This is a genomic window from Mesorhizobium sp. LNHC209A00 (assembly GCF_000502915.1).
Taxonomy (GTDB): domain Bacteria; phylum Pseudomonadota; class Alphaproteobacteria; order Rhizobiales; family Rhizobiaceae; genus Mesorhizobium.
On the sequence record NZ_AYWT01000001.1, the window covers coordinates 280,622 to 300,501 of the forward strand.

Sequence of the window (19,880 nt, forward strand, 5' to 3'; positions counted from 1 at the left end):
AATGCGTCGCTTTTGAATGCGCGCGCGTCGTCCCATAACAAGCGGGTCAACTGCGCTTGCGGCAATGCTCGGGGATCGAGGAGCGAGAATTCATGGCCGATCTTATCGTCGTCTACTGGCGCGACATTCCTGCCCAGGTCATCGTCAAGAAAGGCCGGCAGAACGCCAAGCGCGAACTGCCGTTGCGCTTCACCGAGGCGATCGACATGTGCGCCATGCGCACCGGCGCCGGCGGCACGGACGACTATCTGGCCGAGTGGCGCAAGGCTGATCCAGTTCCGGTCGGTGACGATCTCGAAGCCGAGGTCGAAAAGGCCTTCAACGAGATCGACGCGAAATATGACCGCGAGCGGCTGGTCGCTCTGGTCAAGGCCGGCGGCAAAGAAAATGTCTGAAACCACTCCCGTGAGCAAGGAAGGGGTGGCCATTACGCAGGCCACTCAGGTCAAGAAGGCGGCGCCGAAGTCCGACTACAAGCCGGCCGATGTCTCGCCGCAGCGGCGCGTACAGCGCTCCTTCGCGATACGGCTGTGGTCGATCAGGCATTCGCGCTTGCTCGAATGGTTCTACGCCCGCTTCGCCGACACGTTCTTGCTGCTGCATCCCTTGTGGAAGGGTATCGGCTATGGCCGTGTCGAGGCTCCAATCAAGTTCGTCGAAAAGCGCGTAAAAGGCTTCATGTTCGACTGCCGCATGTGCGGTCAGTGCATCCTCTCCTCGACCGGCATGTCTTGCCCGATGAACTGCCCCAAGCAGTTGCGCAACGGCCCTTGCGGCGGCGTGCGCGCCAACGGCAATTGCGAGGTCGAACCCGACATGCCCTGCGTCTGGGTCAAGGCCTGGGAAGGTTCGCGGAACATGGTCAACTCCGACAGGATCCTCACAGTGCAGAAGCCGGTCGATCAGTCGTTGCGCGAAACCTCTGCCTGGCTGCGGGTAACCGCGCAGGCCGCGGCAGCCCGTGAAGCCGCCGCTGCGGCGAAGACCGGAGCCTCCTCGTGACCGGCCGCCAGCTCGACGAAAATCCGGCCGGCATCCATTTGCCGCTCGATCCCCTGCCCGGCCACACCTCGCGCGGCCGCCTGGAGCGCGTGCTCAGGCGCGGCGAGTTCGCGGTGACGACCGAACTGAACCCGCCCGACAGCGCCGATCCGGAGGATGTCTACAACCGTGCAAGGATCTTCGACGGCTGGGTCGACGCCATCAACGCCGTCGATGCGTCCGGCGCCAATTGCCATATGTCGTCGGTCGGCATCTGTGCGCTTCTGACCCGCATGGGCTACGCACCAATCATGCAGATCGCCTGCCGCGACAAGAACCGCATCGCCATCCAGGGCGACGTGCTGGGCGGCGCCGCGATGGGCGTCGCCAACATGCTGTGCCTGACCGGCGACGGCGTGCAGGCCGGCGACCAGCCGGGCGCCAAGCCGGTGTTCGACCTCGATTCCATGTCGCTGTTGGAGACCTGCCGCATCATGCGAGACAACGGCAAGTTTCTGTCCGGCCGCAAGCTGACGACGCCGCCGCAGCTGTTCCTGGGCGCTGCCGTCAATCCGTTCGCGCCGCCCTTCGACTTTCGCCCGATCCATCTCGGCAAGAAGATCGCCGCCGGCGCGCAGTTCGTGCAAACGCAGTATTGCTTCGACGTGCCGATGTTCAAGACCTTCATGCAGAAGGCACGTGATCTCGGCCACACCGAGAAAGTGTTCATCCTGTGTGGCGTCGGCCCTCTCGCTTCCGCCAAGACGGCAAAATGGATCCGCTCCAACGTGCCGGGCATCCATATCCCCGACGCTATCATCAAGCGGCTGGAAGGCGCCCAGGACCAGAAGAAGGAAGGCAAGCAGCTCTGCACCGACATCATCAACGAGGTGAAGGAAATTCCCGGTGTCTCCGGCATCCATGTGATGGCCTATCGCCAGGAGGAATATGTCGCCGAGATCGTCGATGAATCGGGCGTGCTGAAGGGCCGCCAGCCGTGGAAGCGCGAGATCCGCCGCGACGACCAGATGGTCGCCGACCGGCTGGACCACATCCTGCACGACGACATTACCGAAACCCAGGTGGACATGGTGAAGACCGCGCATTGACTTGCGCGGAGAGCGACCATTCGCTTGATCGACAAGAGATAACGATATAAAGAACTCTTTATATCACGACGGAGAGATTTCATGACCCGGACCATCGTCGCCTCGGCGACACGAGAAATCATCATCGGCTTCGACCAGCCTTTCTGCGTGATTGGCGAACGCATCAACCCGACCGGCCGCAAGAAGCTCGCCGCCGAGATGGTGGTCGGCAATTTCGAGACTGTCATCAAGGACGCGCTGGAGCAGGCCGCCTGCGGCGCCACCATGCTCGACGTCAATGCCGGCGTCACCTCGGTCAACCCGAACGAAACCGAACCTGGCCTTCTGGTGCAGACGCTGGAGATCGTCCAGGGCCTGGTCGATCTGCCGCTGTCGATCGACAGTTCCGTCACCGCCGCGATCGAGGCCGCGCTGAAAGTCGCCAAGGGCCGGCCGTTGGTCAATTCCGTAACCGGCGAGGAGGAAAAGCTCGAGGCCATCCTGCCGCTGATCAAGAAATACAATGTGCCGGTCGTCGCCATCTCCAACGACGAGACCGGCATTTCGATGGATCCGGACGTGCGCTTTGCCGTCGCCAAGAAGATCGTGCAGCGCTGCGCCGATTTCGGCATCCCGGCGCATGACGTCGTCGTCGATCCGCTGGTGATGCCTATCGGCGCGCTGGGCGATGCCGGCCGCCAGGTGTTCGCTCTGCTGCGTCGGCTCCGCGAAGAGCTCAAGGTCAACACCACCTGCGGCCTGTCCAACATCTCCTTCGGCCTGCCGCACCGCCACGGCATCAACGCCGCCTTCATCCCGATGGTGATCGGCGCCGGCATGACCTCGGCGATCATGAACCCGGTGCGGCCGCAGGAAATGGAAGCCGTGCGCGGCGCCAACGTGCTGAACGGCACCGACGAGAACTGCACCAAATGGATCAAGACCTACAAGGACTACAAGCCGGCCGAAGGCGGCCACGCGGTGGCGGCGCCGACAGCGGTCAATGCGCCGGGCGAAGGCGGCGGCAATGGCGGCCGCCGACGCGGTGGCCGTGAAGCCCGGATGGGTCGGGGATAAGCGCGCAATCGTGAACTCGCCTGCAAACATAATCGATCCGCTCGTGCTGTTCATGCCGTCAGGCAAGCGCGGGCGGTTCCCTGTCGGCACGCCCGTGCTCGACGCCGCGCGCCAGCTCGGCGTCTATGTCGAGAGCGTGTGCGGCGGACGCGCCACTTGCGGGCGCTGCCAGATCGAGGTGCAGGAAGGCAATTTCGCCAAGCACAAGATCACCTCCTCCAACGATCACATTTCGCCCAAGGGCCCTAAGGAAGAGCGCTATGAACGCGTACGCGGCCTGCCCGAACGGCGCCGCCTGTCCTGCTCCGCCCAGATCCTCGGCGATCTCGTCATCGACGTGCCGCAGGACACGGTCATCAACGCCCAGACCATCCGCAAGGATGCCGACACCAGGGTCATCGCCCGCGATTCCGCGATCCGCATGTGCTACGTCGAGATCGAAGAACCAGACATGCACAAGCCGCTTGGCGATCTCGACCGCCTGAAGATCGCCCTGATGAAGGACTGGAACCTCAAAAGCCTGGACTTCGATTTTTATCTGCTGCCGCAGGTGCAAGGTATTTTGCGCAAGGGCAACTGGACGGCGACCGCCGCCATCTACAAGGATACGGACACCGAGACAGCGCGCGTCATCGCGCTGTGGCCGGGCCTCAAGAACGAGGCCTATGGCCTGGCTTGCGATATCGGCTCGACCACCATCGCCATGCATCTGGTGTCGCTGCTGTCGGGCCGCGTCGCCGCCTCGTCCGGAACGTCGAACCCGCAGATCCGCTTCGGCGAGGATCTGATGAGCCGCGTCTCCTATGTGATGATGAACCCGGATGGCCGCGAAGGCATGACGGTTGCTGTCCGCGAGGCAATCTCCGGCCTCGTCGACAAGGTTTGCGCGGAAGGCAATGTCCAGCGCAACGACATCCTGGATTCCGTCTTCGTCGGCAATCCGATCATGCATCACCTGTTCCTCGGCATCGATCCGACCGAACTCGGCGGCGCGCCCTTCGCGCTTGCCGTCTCGGGCGCCGTTCGCATCAAGGCATCCGACATCGGGCTGAAGCTCAACCAGGGCGCACGGCTCTATATGTTGCCTTGCATCGCCGGCCATGTCGGCGCCGACGCGGCGGCCGTGACCCTGTCCGAAGGTCCGCACCGCCAGGACGAGATGATGCTGATCGTGGACGTCGGCACCAATGCCGAGATCGTACTCGGAAACCGTACACGGGTCGTCGCTGCCTCCTCGCCGACCGGTCCGGCCTTCGAAGGCGCCGAAATCTCCGGTGGCCAGCGGGCCGCGCCCGGCGCCATCGAGCGCGTGCGCATCGATCCAGACACGCTGGAGCCGAAATACCGTGTCATCGGCTCGGAACTGTGGTCCGATGAGCCCAACTTCCTCGACAGCGTGCAGGCTACCGGCGTCACCGGCATTTGCGGCTCCGGCATCATCGAGATCGTCGCCGAAATGTATCTCACCGGCATCATCTCCGAGGATGGCGTCGTCGACGGATCGCTTGCCGCGCGCTCGCCGCGCGTCGTCCCCAACGGCCGCACCTTCTCCTACGTGCTGAAGGAAGGCGAACCCAAGATCACTATCACCCAGACCGACGTGCGTGCCATTCAGTTGGCCAAGGCGGCGCTCTATGCCGGCACCAAGCTGTTGATGGAAAAACAGAACACCGAGCATGTCGACCGTATCCACTTCGCCGGTGCCTTCGGCTCCTTCATCGACCCGAAATACGCCATGGTGTTAGGTCTCATCCCCGATTGCGACCTCGACAAGGTCTCGGCCGTGGGCAACGCCGCCGGCGCGGGTGCTCGCATGGCGCTGCTCAATCGCGGCTATCGCCGCGAAATCGAGGAGACGGTGAGCCAGATCGAAAAGATCGAGACGGCGCTCGAGCCGAAATTCCAGGAGCACTTCGTCTACGCCATGGCGCTGCCCAACAAGGTCGATCCGTTCCCGAAACTGTCGGCGGCGGTGAAGCTGCCGCCGCGCAAGACGGTGAGCGAGGATGGCATCGCCGGAGATGCAGCACCGCGCCGACGCTCCCGCGAAGGCCATGCTGCTCGGCGCAGCCGCGAATAGACGCGCCGGCCACTCCCTTGATTTATTTGTATGCAAATGTTTCCGGATCGTCCGATCCGGAAACCGAAATGCTGTTTTCGCGAAATCCAGCAGATACATGCACAGCGCATTTACCCGCACATCGAACGGCGGCCAAGGACAGTCCTTTGGCCATCGCCGTTCTTCAGGGGAGATGAAAATGTCGATGTTCGAAAATTTCGGCCGCTTGGGTGTGACCATCAGGCAAGCCCACGCCAGGAACAAATCAATCCGAGCGCTGAACAGCTTGCCGGCCCATGTCCAGAAGGACATCGGCTGGCCGGCATCGCCGCCGAACGATCCGCAGGCCACACTCGCCTCGCTGCTGCTAGGCTCCACGCGGTGACGACGTTCGCAGACAAATACAAATTGCGCGGCGTCCACCGGGGATCCCACACATCCCCGATGGCCACCAGCAACCGATTGCCCGCGGCACTTTTGCCGCGTCGCGGACGACGCGCGGATCACACCAGCGTGTGGGCACAGCGTAAATCTTGACATTCTCGGCCAAGGCACGATCTCGTTACAAGGGGAGTTCTCTTAGTCGGCTGCAGCCGAAGTTCGTGTATCCGCATGCCAAGTTTGAAAAGCCACGTTGTGTCCTTCGTGCTCAGGCACAGCCGCAAGCAAGCCTTTTCCAGCCCGGAAAACCTGCAGCGCTGGATCGTCGCCGCGCGCAAGACGGAGGATCACCATCCGCCGGTCGCGCTGCATCAGCGTTTCGAAATCCAGACGCGCAGCGTGGGCGGTTTTCCGGTCTACGAAATCGCCCCCAGGGCCGGAGAGCACAAGCGGATACTCTACCTGCATGGCGGCGCTTATGTCTTTGAGATCACGCCCTATCACTGGTATCTGATCGCCGACATGGCCGACCGGCTGGGCTACGGCATCACCGTGCCGATCTACCCTATCGCCCCGGAACACGATTTCCACGCCATGTTCGGCATGGTCGGCGNATGGCGGCGGAAGAGGGTTTGCCGGTGCCGTCGCGCCATGTGCTGATTTCACCCGGCCTCGACGTCTCGCTCGCAAACCCCGAAGTGTTCGAGGCGGAGCGGAAAGATCCATGGTTGGGCATCGCCGGCGGGCGCGAGGCAATCCGGCTCTATAGTGCCGGTATGGATCCGACAGACTGGCGTATCAGCCCGGTCTATGGCGATCTGTCGGTGCTGCCGAAGACACTGCTCCTGACGGGCTCCCGCGATCTTCTCACGCCCGACAATCTGATTTTTGCACAAAAAGCCAGCGCCGCCGGTGTCGAGGTGGAGCTGGTTTACGAGGAAGGCATGTTCCACGTCTGGCCGCTGATCGACATGCCGGAAGCGCGGCGCGCGCGCCAACACATCGTCGCGTTTCTCACGGACGACGCCTCCACTCGGGCTGAAAGGAAAACGGCCAAGTCGTCGACCAAAACTTCATCCCAGCACACCAACCATTTCGGCCAGACGATCAATCGGCTCGGCGAACGTGACGAGATCGCCGAGCGCTGAAACTCGGCTCCACGACATCGATCAGAACTTGCCGGTTTCCCTAAACACTTCGAAGGTCGCGCGGATGTGGTCGGCGACGGCCTTGACCGGCGCGCTGGCGTCCGGCGCCACCACCATGGCAAGATTGTAAGTGCCGATATCGGGCATCCCGTCCTTAGGACAGAGTTCAACCATGTCGTTGCCGAGGAACGATCTAGGCAGCGGCGCGACCGCGAGGTCGGCCATGATCGCGGCACGCTGGCCTGCGGTATGGGCACTCATATAAGCGACGCGATAGTTGCGGCCCTCGCGGCCCAATGCCTCGAGCGCGCCGGCCCGCCAGGCGCAGCCTTCTTCCCAAAGCGAAACCGGCAGCGGTTCGCGCAGATGCGCGCAGCCGCCCTTGGCGCCGGCCCACACGATCGGCTCGGTCAACAGCACCTCGGCGCCGAGCGCGCTGGTCTTGTACGAATTGGTCAACAGCGTGATGTCGAGCGCCCGGTCATCCATGCGCCGGCGAAGATTGCTGCTCTGGTCGATGGTGACGTCGACGGCGATCGAGGGATGCGACTGCGCGAAACGCTTCAACACATGCGGCAGCACGCGCTCGCCATAGTCGTCAGGTGAGCCGAGCCGCACCACGCCGACAATATCGGGGATGATGAATTTCGACACCACCTCACGGTTGATCGACAAAAGCCGCCGGGCATAGCCGAGCAGCATTTCGCCGTCCGTGGTCAGCGTCACCGAACGCGCGTCGCGCGCGAACACCGAGCGGCCGAGAATATCCTCCAGCTTCTTGATCTGCATGGAGACGGCCGACGGCGTCCGGAACACCGCATTGGCGGCGGTGGTGAAGCTGCCGGTCTCGGCAATCGCCACGAAGGTGCGCAAAACATCGAGATCGAGCAGCGGCAGCGGGTGATTGAGTGGGGCGTTCATGACGATCGACCTTCAATTTTTCTGATACAAAACATCATTCCATTTCGTTTGATTGAACATCAGATCAGGAGCATAGTCAACTCCATCGAAGCAGCATGCTGCCAAAAGCGGCCATGAAACGACCCCGGCTCAGACCTGCATTCGACGTGAAATGAAGCTGAAACCGACCTGACGTAACGCATTGCCGGCGCATGCCGCGCCGCAGCAAAGGAGATCGAAATGTCTATCCTATCGTCCCTCGGCCGCATCGCGACCGAATTCAACGCGGCCCGCGCCCGCTACCAGACCGAACGCGCCATCCGTTCGCTGCCGATCGAGCTGCAGAAGGATATCGGCTGGCCGGAAGCTTCCGACGCCAAGACCGGCATTCGCAGCGGCGTCGGATCCTGGGCTGGAGCAAAGTAAATCGTGTGTACCCCGTGCTGAAGGCCTGCCGCGCAACCCGCCCGGCAGGCCTTCTCTATTTATTTGTATTCAAACGAATTCACGAGCCATGTCGCCGCTGCATGGCGCATATGAGCAAGCCGCATAGCAGCTCGATTTTCAGGCTAAATCGCTGTAGATATTCATGAATCCTAGGCGTCTTGCTCATCGCTTGCCAAAATATGTCGCATCCGGTGTCGCTTTTCATATCAAGCGCTTCGCTTTTGCGATTTAGTTCCTGCTCACACAAGCCTATATCACCGTCAGCAAACGAGCTGCCCCACTCCATCAAGCGAAGGCGACCCGTTTAGAGCGACGTGCGTCCAATTGGACGCACAAAATGCGCTCTAACACTTTGAGTCTGCGCATCGTGCTTTCCGAAAATCAATTCGATTTTCGGGCTGATGCGCGAGCAACCGATTGGAGATGATCATGAAGCTTTTTGCCCGCCTCTTCGCCCGCCGCGAAATGAACCTGACCACCGCTCTCGAGCGTCAGCGTCTTGCCAACACCATGCCCGGCCAGACCGGCGCCATGGCCGCGGCGCGTCTCGGCTTCGTCGCCTGAACAAGCGCGGTTCCAGGAAAACCGTATTTTCCCGGCCGGAACTGCGTAGAAATCGAAAATACAAGACACCTCCTGAGCCGCGCCCCTGCCGCGGCTTCAGGGTTGACTGCCGCCGCCTCGGTCCGCCGAGGCGGCGTTTATTTGTTGCGCTTCCATCGCTCTCACAAGCCGACGGGGGCCTAGTTCGAGTAGGCACCGCGCGGCGATTGCCCATTTGCGACCCATGTCGCAAATTTAATCTTGCCAAAGCCGACTAGCCAATTGACAGGAATGGTTTTTCCTGATGACGCTATGCTATTCGCGACATCCTGTTCGCGTCATGGCCAGATGAGGTTCCCCGTGAACGCCGTCAAGCATCCGATCAAGCGATCGTTTGTGTTCTTCCTTGTTCCCGATTTCACCATGATCGCTTTTGCGACCGCGCTGGACCCGCTGCGCTCCGCCAATCGGATGCTCGGCTACGAGGCCTATCGCTGGCGCCTCGCCAGCATCGACGGCAAGCCGGTGCGCGCCTCGAACGGCGTCGAGTGTGCGGTCAACACCTCGCTGGAGGAGGAACGCAAGAAGATGGCAGGGCCGGATCGCCCCAACATGGCCATCGTCTGCAGCGGCACCAATGTCGAGCGCTACCAGAACAAGTCGGCCTTTGCCTGGCTGCGCGAGGAATACAATCGCGGCGTCGCGGTCGGCGGCCTGTGCACCGGTGCGCATATCCTCGCCGCAGCCGGGCTCCTGTCCAACAAGCGCTGTGCCATCCATTGGGAAAACCTGCCCGGTTTTTCCGAAGCGTTTCCGAAGGCCAATGTCTTTGCCGACCTGTTCGAGATCGACCAGAACATCTACACCTGCGCCGGCGGCACCGCCGCGCTCGACATGATGCTGAAGCTGATCGGCGACGATTTCGACGAGAACCTCGTCAACCGCGTGTGCGAGCAGGTACTAACCGATCGTGTGCGCAGTCCGACCGACCGCCAGCGCCTGCCGCTGCGCGCCCGCCTCGGCGTGCAGAACTCGAAAGTACTGACCATCATCGAGCTGATGGAGGCCAATCTGTCCGAGCCGCTGTCGCTGATCGAGATCGCCGACCATGTCGACCTGTCGCGCCGCCAGATCGAGCGCCTGTTCCGCACCGAGATGGGACGGTCGCCCGCCCGCTACTACCTCGAAATCCGCCTCGACCGCGCCCGGCATCTCTTGATCCAGTCGTCGCTGCCGGTGGTCGAGGTGGCGGTCGCCTGCGGCTTCGTCTCGGCCTCGCATTTCTCGAAATGTTACCGCGAGCTCTACGCCCGCTCGCCGCAGCAGGAACGCGTCGACCGCAAGCAATTGCTGGCGGCCTGATCCCGCATCAGGTCTCGGCCGACCGCACTTGCGCCGTTCGCATCGCCTCGACGCGGATGTCCTCGGTCAGTCGCGCCTTCAACGCCGAGAATTCGGGACTGGTCTTCAGCGTGTAGTGCCTGGGATGCGGCAGGTCGATGGCGACATCCGACTTGATGCGGCCGGGCCGCGCCGTCATCACGATTACGCGCGAGGCCATGAAGATCGCCTCCTCGATGTCGTGGGTGACGAACAGCACCGTCTTCTTGCGCCGTTCCCATATGCCGAGCAGCAATTCCTGCATCAGCCCGCGTGTCTGGTTATCCAGCGCCCCGAACGGCTCGTCCAGCAACAGGATTTCGGGATCGTTGGCCAGCGCCCGGGCGATCGCCGTGCGCTGCTGCATGCCACCGGACAGCTGCTTCGGCCAATGGTTCTCGAACCCCCTCAGCCCGACGAGATCGACATAGGAAGCGACGATGTCGTCCCGCTCCTTTTCGGCCGTGCGGCGTTCGCGCAGGCCGAAGCCGATGTTTTCGGCGACCGTCAGCCATGGAAACAGCGTGTAGGACTGGAAGACCATGCCGCGGTCCGGCCCGGGCCGTGTCACCGTCCTGCCGTCTAGCAGAACACGGCCTTCGCTCGGCGCCTCCAAGCCGGCGACGATCCTCAACAGTGTCGACTTTCCGCAACCGGACGGTCCCAAAACGGTGATGAAGTCGTTGGCCGCCACCGCCAGAACGATTGGTAAAAGCGCCTTGACGGGTTCCCCACCCCGCACGCCGGCAAAGGTTCGCGAGACACCCTCGATAAGAAGCTTGCTCACGCCAGGCTCCATGGAAAGAGCCAGCGGTTGAACGCCTTGAACGCGAAATCGGACAACAGCCCGATCAGGCCGATGATGATGATGCCGAAGATGATCTGCCCGGTCGCCAGCCGCGACTGGCTGTTGATGATCATGTACCCGATGCCCGACGATGAGCCGATCAATTCGGCCACGATGACATAGGTCCAGGCCCAGCCGAGCACCAGCCGTAGCGTCTCGGCGATCTCGGGCGCATTGGCCGGCATGATGACCCGCCTGACGATGCCGTTGTTGGTCGAGCCCAGCGTATAGGCGGCCTCGACCAGGTCGCGCCGCGTGGCCCCAACCTTGACGGCAATGATCAGGATGATCTGGAACACCGAGCCGACGAAGATGACAAGCAGTTTTTCCAGCTCGCCAATGCCGGCCCAAAGGATGAGCAGCGGAATGAAGGCCGACGCCGGCAGGTAGCGGGCGAAGGAGACGAAGGGTTCCAGAAACGCTTCCACCGGCTTCCAGGCGCCCATGGCGATGCCGAGCGGCACCGCGACGACCGAGGCCAGTACAAAGCCGCCGAATACCCGCCAGATGGTGATCAGTATGTCGAGCCAGAAACGATCCTCGACCAGCAGCCGCCAGCCGTCCCGCAGCATCGACAGCGGATCGGCGAGGAAGATGCGGTTGACGTGGCCGCCAAACGTGATCCAAGCCCAGAAGGCCACGAACAGCACGAAGAAAGAGATACCGAGCACGCTTCGCAGGCTCGGAGAGACAGGATGCAAGGGGCGCATCTTCGTCCTTTGTCAGCGGCAAGGCGGCGGCGCTCTGCGCCACCGCACGGTGCCCAGGGGTTGAACCGTTAATTCGCCACGGCGCTGGTGTCGGCCAGTGTGGCGACGTCGGGTGCCTCCTTGATCAGCCCCATCTGCAGCAGCAGATCGCCGGCGGTCTTGGAAAAGTCCTGGAATTCCTTGGTGAAGAACTGCTTGTTCTCGGCCTTGTCGGCCCATTTCAGGTACTTTGCCGAATCCTCGAATTCCTTGGCCGACTGTTTCACGTCGGCGCCCATGATCTCGTAGGATTTCTGCGGCTCCTTCTTGATCATGTCGAGGGCGTCGAAATAGCTGTCGGCAAGCGCCTTGGCGGCGTCGGGATTGGCCTTCAGGAATTCGGGCGTACAGCCGACCGTGTCGAGAACCATCGGATAGTCGAGCGTGGTCGCCAGGATATGGCCCTGGTCGGCCTTGTCGCGCACGGCCGAGATGAAGGGCTCATAGGTGACGGCCGCATCGTTCTGGCCGGCGAGGAAGGCCTGCGCCGCCGCGTCGGGTTCGAGATTGACGACCGTGACATCCTTGGTCGACATGCCGTTCTTGTTCAGCACCCAGGCCAGCAGGAAGTAGGGAGACGTTCCAGGCGCCGAGGAAGCGACGGTCTTGCCCTTGAGATCGGCGACTGTCTTGATGTCGTTGCGCACCACGATGCCATCGGCGCCATAGGATTTGTCGAGCTGGAAAATCTGCTTGGTGGTCACCCCGCTGGCGTTCCAGACCAGCCAGGTCTCGACCGTGGTGGCGGCGCATTGCAGGTCGCCGCTGGCGATGGCGAGCGGACGGCTGGCCTGCGGCACCTTCTTCAAGGTCACGTCGAGCCCATGCTTCTCGAACAGCCCTGCCTGCTTGGCAAGTGTCAGCGGCGCGAATCCGGTCCATCCACTGATGCCGATGGTGAGCGATGTGGCGGCCTTCGCTGGCGCGGACAAGCCCGCGGCAAGCGTCAATGTCGCGGCAAGCACGGTTATTCTGTTCATATCGGTTCCCCTTTTGTTTTTCTGCGGGAAATTGTTCACAGAGCCGATGGGCTTGTCAATCAACAGGACCGTGTTCGCGCGGAAAGCAGCCGGCAACCGGTTTGGTATTGCGCTATCTGGTGTCGGGCATCCAGTTGCGGTTGCGCCACATTTTCTCGCCGACCTGGCAGTCGGCGGCGGGTTTGTCCCGCGCCAGCACCACTGGCGGATGATCCGCCTCCGCCGCCGCCCATTGCCGTGACGCCGGGCCGGCGAGCTCCAGCACCAGCTTGCGGCGGATGGCTTCGGGAAATTGCGTCCAGTCGTTGACCGGGATCATGAAGGCGCCGGGACCGCCGATGACGCAGTCGCTGTAGTAGCGATCGAGATCGTTGACGTCATAGACGCCGGAAAAGCCGCCTCGGGTCATCAGCGGCAGGCCGTTGATGACTATGCCTTGCCTGACCACCCCGTCGCGGGCGAGATTGACCGGCGCGCCCTGGTTGTTTGGCCCGTCGCCCGAAATGTCGATGACGCGCTTGGTTCCCTGGTAGCCGCTTTCGGCGAAAAGGTCGCTGCCGAACTCCAGCGCGCCGGAGATCGAGGTGCGCCGCGCGCTGTTGGGCGGCTGAGCCGACAATTGCGCCACCACCCGCTCCGCGTCGGCCCGGGTCGCGATCGCTGTCCACGGCACGATGACGCGTTGCCAGTTGGTGCCGGCCCATTCGACATAGGTGACGGCGATCTTGCCATAGGCGCCATCGGCAATCGCCTGCAGCACATTGTCGTGCGTCAGCGCCGCCGCGTAGCCATGACGCTGGATCTCGAGCTCGTCGGCCGACATTGACAGCGACACGTCCACCGCCAGCACCAACTCGACATCGACCGGCTCGTCGGCGCGGGACATTGGCGCCAGCCAGAACGTAACCGCCAGGGCAACGGCGCTCGAAAGCAGATGTCTTGCAGTGCCAAAACCAGACATGCCGCTAGGGTAAGCCAGAATCGACAGCTGAAAAAGAGAAAAGCCCGACCTGGGCCGGGCTCATCCAAATGCGCGCGAAATTCTTGGCGAAGGCTCAGCTCCGCGGCTTGAGATTCTCCGGGTCGTAAAGCGGCTTGTAGCCGACACTGGCGACTTCAACCGGATAGGTCTCGCCGAAATACTCGACCTTGAGCTTGCGGCCCTCCTGGGCATAGGCCCAGGGCAGATAGGCGAGCGCGATGTTCTTGCCGATCGTCGGGCCATAGGCGACCGATGTCGTGAAGGAGCGGCGACCGAGTTCGTCGACCAGCGTTTCCCCGCTCTCGGGGTCCATCACCGGCATGATGCCGACGGGATAACGGGCGACACCCCTGGAATCCTTGTTCTCGGTCATCACCAACGTGCATAGCATCGCCGGCTGGTGCGCGCGCTCACGATACTCCAAATGCTTGGCCTTGCCGCAGAAATCGTTCTCCTTGACCTTCGGGCGGGCGAGATCGGCTTCCAGCAGATTATACTCGGTCAAGAGGTCGGCATTCTGCAGCCGCAGGCTCTTCTCCATGCGGCGCGTATTGGCGTAGGTCTCGACGCCGAATGGCATGACACCGGTCGAGCGCAGCGCGTCCCAGACGGCGAGACCATCCTCGTAGCGCATATGCAGTTCCCAGCCCTGCTCGCCGACATAGGAGATACGGAACGCCGTAACGTCCTTGCCGCCGATCCGGACCGGCTTGATCGCCGCGAACGGAAAATTCTCCGGCGAAAGCCCATCCGGGCTCTCGACCACCTTTTGCAACGTCGTGCGGGCATTCGGCCCCCAGATGCCGATGGTGACGTACTTCTCGGTCACGTCGGTGATGGTGACGTCGAACCCTTTGTCCTGAGCCGTGCGGCGCATGTACTGGAAGTCGCGCGGGCCGGCGTCGGCGCCGTCGATCAGCCGGCAGCGGTCGGCCATGCGGATCACCGTGAAGTCGGCGCGCACCATGCCTTCCTCATCGAGGAAGTGGGTATAGATGCCCTTGCCGATGTTGTTGTCGCCGCCGATCTTGGCCGCGCACAGCCATTCCAGCAGCGCGACATGGTCGGGCCCTTCGATGTCATACATCGAGAAATGCGAGAGGTTCACGATGCCGCAATCTTCGCTCATCGCCAGATGCTCGGCGTTGGAGACACGCCAGAAATGGCGGTTGTCCCATTCGTTCTCGCGCACCGGCACGCGGTTGCCATACTTCTCAAGCAGATGCTCGTTGGCGGCATAGCCATGCGCACGCTCCCATCCGCCCAGCTCCATGAAATAACCGCCGAGTTCCTTTTCACGCTCCCAGAACGGCGAGCGCCTGATGTTGCGGGCCTTGGAGAAGGGTTCGCGCGGATGCACCGCCGGGTTGTAAACCTTCATCGCCGTCTCGGTGCAGCGATCCCAGATGAATTGTTCCTCGGTCTGGTGCGGATAGAAGCGCGCATAGTCGATGGCGTGGTGGTCGATCGCGGTGCGGCCGTCCGTCAACCAGTCGGCGATCAGCTTGCCCATGCCAGGGCCGTCCTTGACCCAGATGGCGACAGCGTACCACAGGCCCCTCACCTTCTGGCTCTCGCCCATGGAAGGGCCGCCATCGGCCGTCACCTGCAGCAGGCCGTTGAAGGAATGGCTTTCATTATAGCCGAGTTCGCCCAGGATCGGCGTCAGTTCCATGGCGCGCTCGAGCGGCGCCAGGATCTGCTCCATATCGAGATCACGCTGCGACGGCGACAGCCGTGCCTGGTCCTTCTCCAGCAGGTCGCGCGGATGGCAGAGGCGCGGATTGGTCTCTTCGTAGTAACCCCATTCGATCTGGCCCCCCTCGGCGGTCTTGGGATCGCCGGTGTCGCGCATATAGGCCGAGTTGCCTTGGTCGCGCAGCAGAGGCCAACCGATCTCCTTGCCGGTGCCGGCGAACTCGGTATATGGGCCGAAGAAGGTCAGCGGATGGTCGATCGGCATGACCGGCAGGTCCTCGCCGACCATCTCGGCGATCAGCCGGCCCCAGATGCCGGCGCAGACGATGACATAGTCGGCCTCGATCGTGCCGCGGTCGGTCACCACGGCACTGATGCGGCCGTCCTTGACCACGAGCGACTTCGCCGGCGTGTTGGCGAAGGATTTGAGCTTGCCGGACGCTTCCGCCTGGTCGACCAGCTTGCCGGCAACGGTCTGCGAGCGCGGAATAACGAGGCCGGCATCCGGATCCCATAGGCCGCCCTGCACCAGATCCTGTTCGATGAGCGGGAATTTATCCTTGATCTCGGCGGGATCGATCAAACGGGCGCGTGTGCCGAACGCCTTGGCCGAGGCGATCTTGCGTTTGATCTCGTCCATGCGTCCGTCGTCGCCGACACGGGCGACCTCGAGGCCGCCGACGCGCGCGTAATGACCCATCTTCTCGTAGAAATCGATGGAATAGAGCGTCGTCCAGCACGACAGGAAATCGTGGCTGGTGGTGTAGCAGAAATCGGAAGCGTGCGCGGTCGAGCCGATATCGGTGGGAATGCCCGACTTGTCGATGCCGACAATGTCGTCCCAGCCGCGCTCGATCAGGTGATGGGCGATCGATGCGCCGACAATGCCGCCGAGGCCAATGATGACGACCTTCGCCTTTTTCGGAAACTCTGCCATTGCCCGCGACTCCAGAATGCTGTTGCGGGCGGCGTCGGCGCCCGTCTGATCGGGGCACAATATGCAGGCGACGGGGACGGCGCTACCGCCTGTTTGCGACACGCCTCGGATGCGGCGCGACCCCTCCGCAAATCAGGAAAAACATCTACTCGTCAGGCGAAAGCCCAGACGTCCTCGGCCTGGAAGCCGACCTGGTAGCCCGCTGTCTTCAGCTTGACCACCACCTGTCCGATCTCCGGCGCGGGCAGCGCACCAACCTCGACCTTGATCATGCCGGGACGATAGCGCTTGAGGTCGAGTTGCTCGAACACGATCCAGTCGGCGCCTTCGCAATCGACGAGGAAGGCGTCGATATGGGTGATGCCGTTGCGGTCGAGCAATGTCTGCAAGGTCTCCGACGGCACCTCAATGTCTTTCAGATGCGGCGCGAACTTGTTGAAGTTGGCGTCGGCCTCGCCCCAGGCATTCTTGCCCGACATCAAATTGGTGTCGGTCACCGACGAGCAGCCGATGAACTCGATCGGCAGCGTGCCGGCTTCCAGTGCGGCAGCGTCAAAGGTGTGGACGGTGATCGTGCCTTTTGTTCGCGTCACCGCGACGGGTTCGATGACGAAGCGGTCCGTGTCAGGGTAATTGGCGCGCAGCCGTTTCTGGTTGTACGGGATCGGCTCGACCAGCATGGCGCGGGCCCTTGGAATGCGGTGCAGCCACGGCGTCACGTCATCGAACAGCGCGCCATCGCAGGCGCCGACATTGACCATCTGGAATGGCCGGCCGGTATCACCGAAGCGTGCCTTCAGCGCCGCCTTGGCCAAAAACTTGGTGCCGCGCAGCGAAGGCCCGCGATCGAGCAGGCCGGCGGGAAGGCCGAGCGACAGGGCAATGCGCGCCAGGTTGGAAACTGAACTCATGATTTGTCTCCTGGTATGATGTGCAGGGCGGCGCGGTGCTGGCCGCCGGCGACCTCCGCCCACAACGCCATGAAAGGCGGTGCCAGCAGCAGGAATGGCGGGATCAGATGCGGGAAATAGATGCGCGTGTCGTGAATCGGGAAGACGCTGAATTTGGCCAGCGCACCGAGCACCAGCGCGGCAAACAGAATGCCCGCGCGGCGACCGAGCCTGAAGCCGGCGCGGTGGGCCGCGAACCACCCGGCCAGCGCCAGAACCGAGACTCCGACCCAGCTGTTAAGGTTGATGGCGCGCAGCAGCGAGGCGGCAAACGCCCGGAGATAGGCAGTGGCGGAAAAAGCCGGCTCGAACCCGTCCATATTGTAGTGCTGCCCGATACTGGAAAACCACAGATGCGGCCACCAGCCGGGATGATGGGCCCAGTGCGAAATGGCGAAATACGCGGCGAGCGAAGCGGCAAACCCGACCAGCGCGCCCCAGGCCCTCTGCCGGAACAAGACCAGCAGCACAGCGAAAACGGCGAGAAAAACTATGTTGTCCGGCCGCACCATGAAGGCGAGGAAGAGCAGGATAGCCGTCGCCGCCTCGCGGCCTCGGACATAAGTGAAGAGACCGCCGAGCAACAGCGCCGAGGTAAGCAGGTCCGGTGTCGAAGCGCGCGCGGCGTCGCCGAAATCGGCCATGATCAGCACCGCGCCGACCACCGGCGCCAACGCCAATGCCTTTTCCCCGCGCAGCCAAAGCAGCGTGATCGCGCCGAACAGCAGGACCGAAAACACCTGCACCAGTCGCATCGCTTCGACTGGCGACATTACGGAACTCAGCGTCGACAGGATTTCGGCATAGAGGAACTTGATCCGGTACATGCCGAGCAACGAATGGAAGTCGGCGGCGTTCTGCGCCATGTGGCTGCGGAAACCGTCGCCATCGTCGGTCAGCGCCTTGTAGTCGCCCGCCGAGACTCCCGATTTTACGGTGTTGTAGGCATAGTCATGCAGCGCCTGCGCATCCGGGTAGGTGCCCTCCTCCGATATTGCGAGATAGGGCAGCATGTCCCAGTTGGCGTCGGGCATCACCCAGGCCGTGAACGCCGTCAAAAGCATATAGAGGGCGAAGGCAGCCGCACCGATCGGAGCCGCCAGCCGCGCATAGGTCCCCTCGCCCCACGCCAGACCGGCCTCGGCGAGCCGGTCGAGTGGATTTTGCGGAGCGGGCGACTTGGTCAGCATGTCTTCTCAGCGACGTTCGTTTCAGCTGACTTGGCTTTTGACGAAATCCTTCACGATCGCCACGATGCCGCGCGACAAGAGACCGTCGAAGGCATCGACGAAGCGGTCGACATGCTCGCGCCGGCAGATCAGCGGCGGCTCGAGCCGGATGACATTGCGGTTGTATTCGGTGAAGGCGACGAGCACGTCGTAGTCGCGCAGCAGCAGCGCGCCGACGAAACCGGACAGCGAACCCTTCAGCTTGTCGTCGAGCACGCTGACGATGGGGCGCAGCACCATCGGCAAGGTCTGCGAGAAGTCGTGGAACTCCAGCCCCACCATGAAACCCTTGCCGCGCACGTCCTTGATGATCTTCGGGTATTTTTCCCTTAGTGTCTGCAGCCGCTGCAGCAGGTACTCGCCGGTGACGGCGGCGTTGTCGATCAGCCCCTCGTCGTAAAGCACGTTGATGCCCTCGATCGCAGTGGCACACGCCTCGCCCATGCCGCCGAAAGTGGCCATGGCGTGGATCATCGCCGTCTTCGGCGTGCCGTAGGCCTTCATGTAGATTTCGCGGCGCGCAATCATCGCGCCGACAGCGGCCTTGCCGGCGCCCAGCGATTTGGCCAGTGCCGTCACATCGGGCACGACACCATGATGCTCGAAGGCATAGAAGCGGCCCGAGCGGCCATAGCCGCACTGCACTTCGTCGGCGACCCACAGCACACCATGCTGGTCGCACAGCGCCCGCAGCTTCTGCCAGTATTCAGTCGGCGCCTGGATGATGCCACCGCCGCCCTGGATGGTTTCCAGCACGATGACGCCGATCTCCGGATCGGAGCGGAACAGGCGCTCTACGGCCTCGATATCGGCGAAGGGAATGCGGACGGTGTTGTCGGCCATCCTGAAGTCGGCGCGATAGAGCTGGCCGTCGGTGATGCCCAGTACACCCTTGGTCTTGCCGTGGAATGAATTCTCGGCATAGACGATTTTCGGTCGCTTCGGGCCGGCGGCACGCTCGGCAAGCTTCACCGCCGCTTCCATCGCTTCCGAGCCGGACGAGCCCAAAAACACCATGTCGAGATCGCCAGGCGAACATTTGGCGATGTTGTGCGCCAACGCGGCCGCATATTGCGACATGAAGGCGATGGCGATTTCCTGCCGCTTTTCCTCCTGGAATTTTTTGCGTACTTCCAGAATGCGCGGATGGTTGTGGCCAAAGGCCAGCGACCCGAAGCCGCCGAAGAAATCGAGGATCTTGCGGCCCTTCTGGTCGATGTAGAACATGCCCTCAGCACGTTCGATCTTGATCTTGTGGAAGCCGAGCAGCTTCATGAAATGCAGCTGGCCGGGGTTGAGATGCGCCTTGAACAGGTCGGTCATCCCTGCGATATCCATCGACTTGGCCTGCTCGACGCTGATCAGATCGGGCTTGGCGGTGGTGGCGGGCGACAGTGTCGGCGCGCTGACCAGGGTGCGCGTATTCGTCTGTTCCGGCTTGGCCATGACGGTCATTTCAATCTCCTGTTCGCGCCCGAGACTGGCGTCGTGCGCAATAAACTTT

The 19,880-nt window shown here is 62.5% G+C and carries 18 protein-coding genes and 1 pseudogene; 10 read left to right on the top strand and 9 right to left on the bottom strand.

What is annotated here, in order from left to right; translation table 11 throughout:
* The first annotated feature begins 92 nt into the window (after positions 1-92).
* The 7 genes and pseudogenes from X739_RS164430 to X739_RS01000000165725 all read left to right on the top strand — a co-directional run bounded on the left by X739_RS164430 (position 93) and on the right by X739_RS01000000165725 (position 6,734).
* Complete coding sequence (locus X739_RS164430) at positions 93-395, top strand: virulence factor (RefSeq protein ID WP_015317423.1); 303 nt, start codon at positions 93-95, stop codon at positions 393-395.
* Positions 388-1,002: a methylenetetrahydrofolate reductase C-terminal domain-containing protein gene (locus X739_RS164425; RefSeq protein ID WP_023769855.1), complete on the top strand. Its 615-nt coding sequence runs from the start codon at positions 388-390 to the stop codon at positions 1,000-1,002. Before X739_RS164430 ends, X739_RS164425 begins: the two co-directional genes overlap by 8 nt.
* Entirely contained in the window at positions 999-2,090 is a 1,092-nt protein-coding gene (locus X739_RS164420) for a methylenetetrahydrofolate reductase (protein ID WP_023769854.1), read from the top strand. Before X739_RS164425 ends, X739_RS164420 begins: the two co-directional genes overlap by 4 nt.
* Before the next feature lie 81 nt (positions 2,091-2,171).
* The gene (locus tag X739_RS164415) at positions 2,172-3,146 is read left to right on the top strand and encodes a methyltetrahydrofolate cobalamin methyltransferase (protein WP_023769853.1); all 975 of its coding nucleotides are present in this window, start codon (positions 2,172-2,174) and stop codon (positions 3,144-3,146) included.
* Positions 3,097-5,226: an ASKHA domain-containing protein gene (locus X739_RS164410; RefSeq protein WP_032924108.1), complete on the top strand. Its 2,130-nt coding sequence runs from the start codon at positions 3,097-3,099 to the stop codon at positions 5,224-5,226. The genes X739_RS164415 and X739_RS164410 overlap by 50 nt, the downstream gene beginning before the upstream one ends.
* A gap of 178 nt (positions 5,227-5,404) precedes the next feature.
* Positions 5,405-5,590 carry a hypothetical protein gene (locus X739_RS164405; protein WP_023769851.1) on the top strand — a complete coding sequence of 62 codons (186 nt, stop codon included), beginning with the start codon at positions 5,405-5,407 and terminating at the stop codon, positions 5,588-5,590.
* A 227-nt stretch (positions 5,591-5,817) separates the two neighbouring features.
* Positions 5,818-6,734: pseudogene (locus X739_RS01000000165725) on the top strand (alpha/beta hydrolase).
* Positions 6,735-6,755: 21 nt separating this feature from the next.
* Here X739_RS01000000165725 and X739_RS164400 read toward each other — a convergent pair.
* On the bottom strand, positions 6,756-7,655 hold the full coding sequence (locus tag X739_RS164400; protein ID WP_015317416.1) for a LysR substrate-binding domain-containing protein: 900 nt from the start codon (positions 7,653-7,655) through the stop codon (positions 6,756-6,758).
* Between the two features lie 219 nt (positions 7,656-7,874).
* On the opposite strand from X739_RS164400, the gene X739_RS164395 reads away from it, so the two are divergent.
* The 3 genes from X739_RS164395 to X739_RS164385 all read left to right on the top strand — a co-directional run bounded on the left by X739_RS164395 (position 7,875) and on the right by X739_RS164385 (position 9,986).
* The gene (locus X739_RS164395; RefSeq protein WP_023769849.1) at positions 7,875-8,060 is read left to right on the top strand and encodes a hypothetical protein; all 186 of its coding nucleotides are present in this window, start codon (positions 7,875-7,877) and stop codon (positions 8,058-8,060) included.
* Positions 8,061-8,510: 450 nt separating this feature from the next.
* Entirely contained in the window at positions 8,511-8,645 is a 135-nt protein-coding gene (locus tag X739_RS1000000171090; RefSeq protein WP_013894968.1) for a hypothetical protein, read from the top strand.
* Between the two features lie 327 nt (positions 8,646-8,972).
* Positions 8,973-9,986 carry a GlxA family transcriptional regulator gene (locus X739_RS164385; protein ID WP_348625742.1) on the top strand — a complete coding sequence of 338 codons (1,014 nt, stop codon included), beginning with the start codon at positions 8,973-8,975 and terminating at the stop codon, positions 9,984-9,986.
* Positions 9,987-9,993: 7 nt separating this feature from the next.
* On the opposite strand, the gene X739_RS164380 is transcribed toward X739_RS164385, so the two are convergent.
* The 8 genes from X739_RS164380 to X739_RS164345 all read right to left on the bottom strand — a co-directional run bounded on the left by X739_RS164380 (position 9,994) and on the right by X739_RS164345 (position 19,831).
* Entirely contained in the window at positions 9,994-10,791 is a 798-nt protein-coding gene (locus X739_RS164380; RefSeq protein ID WP_023769846.1) for an ABC transporter ATP-binding protein, read from the bottom strand.
* A complete protein-coding gene (locus X739_RS164375; RefSeq protein ID WP_023769845.1) occupies positions 10,788-11,561 on the bottom strand; it encodes an ABC transporter permease in 774 nt (257 codons plus the stop codon). The genes X739_RS164380 and X739_RS164375 overlap by 4 nt, the downstream gene beginning before the upstream one ends.
* A 68-nt stretch (positions 11,562-11,629) precedes the next feature.
* Positions 11,630-12,580, bottom strand: a complete 951-nt coding sequence (locus X739_RS164370) for an ABC transporter substrate-binding protein (protein WP_023769844.1) — start codon at positions 12,578-12,580, stop codon at positions 11,630-11,632.
* Between the two features lie 112 nt (positions 12,581-12,692).
* Positions 12,693-13,541 (bottom strand): DUF1194 domain-containing protein, encoded by an 849-nt coding sequence (locus tag X739_RS164365; protein WP_023769843.1) that lies wholly within the window; start codon positions 13,539-13,541, stop codon positions 12,693-12,695.
* 94 nt (positions 13,542-13,635) lie between these two features.
* The gene (locus X739_RS164360) at positions 13,636-16,197 is read right to left on the bottom strand and encodes an FAD-dependent oxidoreductase (protein ID WP_023791800.1); all 2,562 of its coding nucleotides are present in this window, start codon (positions 16,195-16,197) and stop codon (positions 13,636-13,638) included.
* A 152-nt stretch (positions 16,198-16,349) separates the two neighbouring features.
* Entirely contained in the window at positions 16,350-17,108 is a 759-nt protein-coding gene (locus tag X739_RS164355) for an FkbM family methyltransferase (protein ID WP_023769841.1), read from the bottom strand.
* Positions 17,105-18,337, bottom strand: coding sequence for a glycosyltransferase 87 family protein (locus X739_RS164350; RefSeq protein ID WP_023769840.1), 1,233 nt, complete (start codon positions 18,335-18,337; stop codon positions 17,105-17,107). The genes X739_RS164355 and X739_RS164350 overlap by 4 nt, the downstream gene beginning before the upstream one ends.
* A 21-nt stretch (positions 18,338-18,358) precedes the next feature.
* Positions 18,359-19,831, bottom strand: coding sequence for an aspartate aminotransferase family protein (locus X739_RS164345; RefSeq protein WP_023769839.1), 1,473 nt, complete (start codon positions 19,829-19,831; stop codon positions 18,359-18,361).
* Positions 19,832-19,880: the final 49 nt, after the last annotated feature.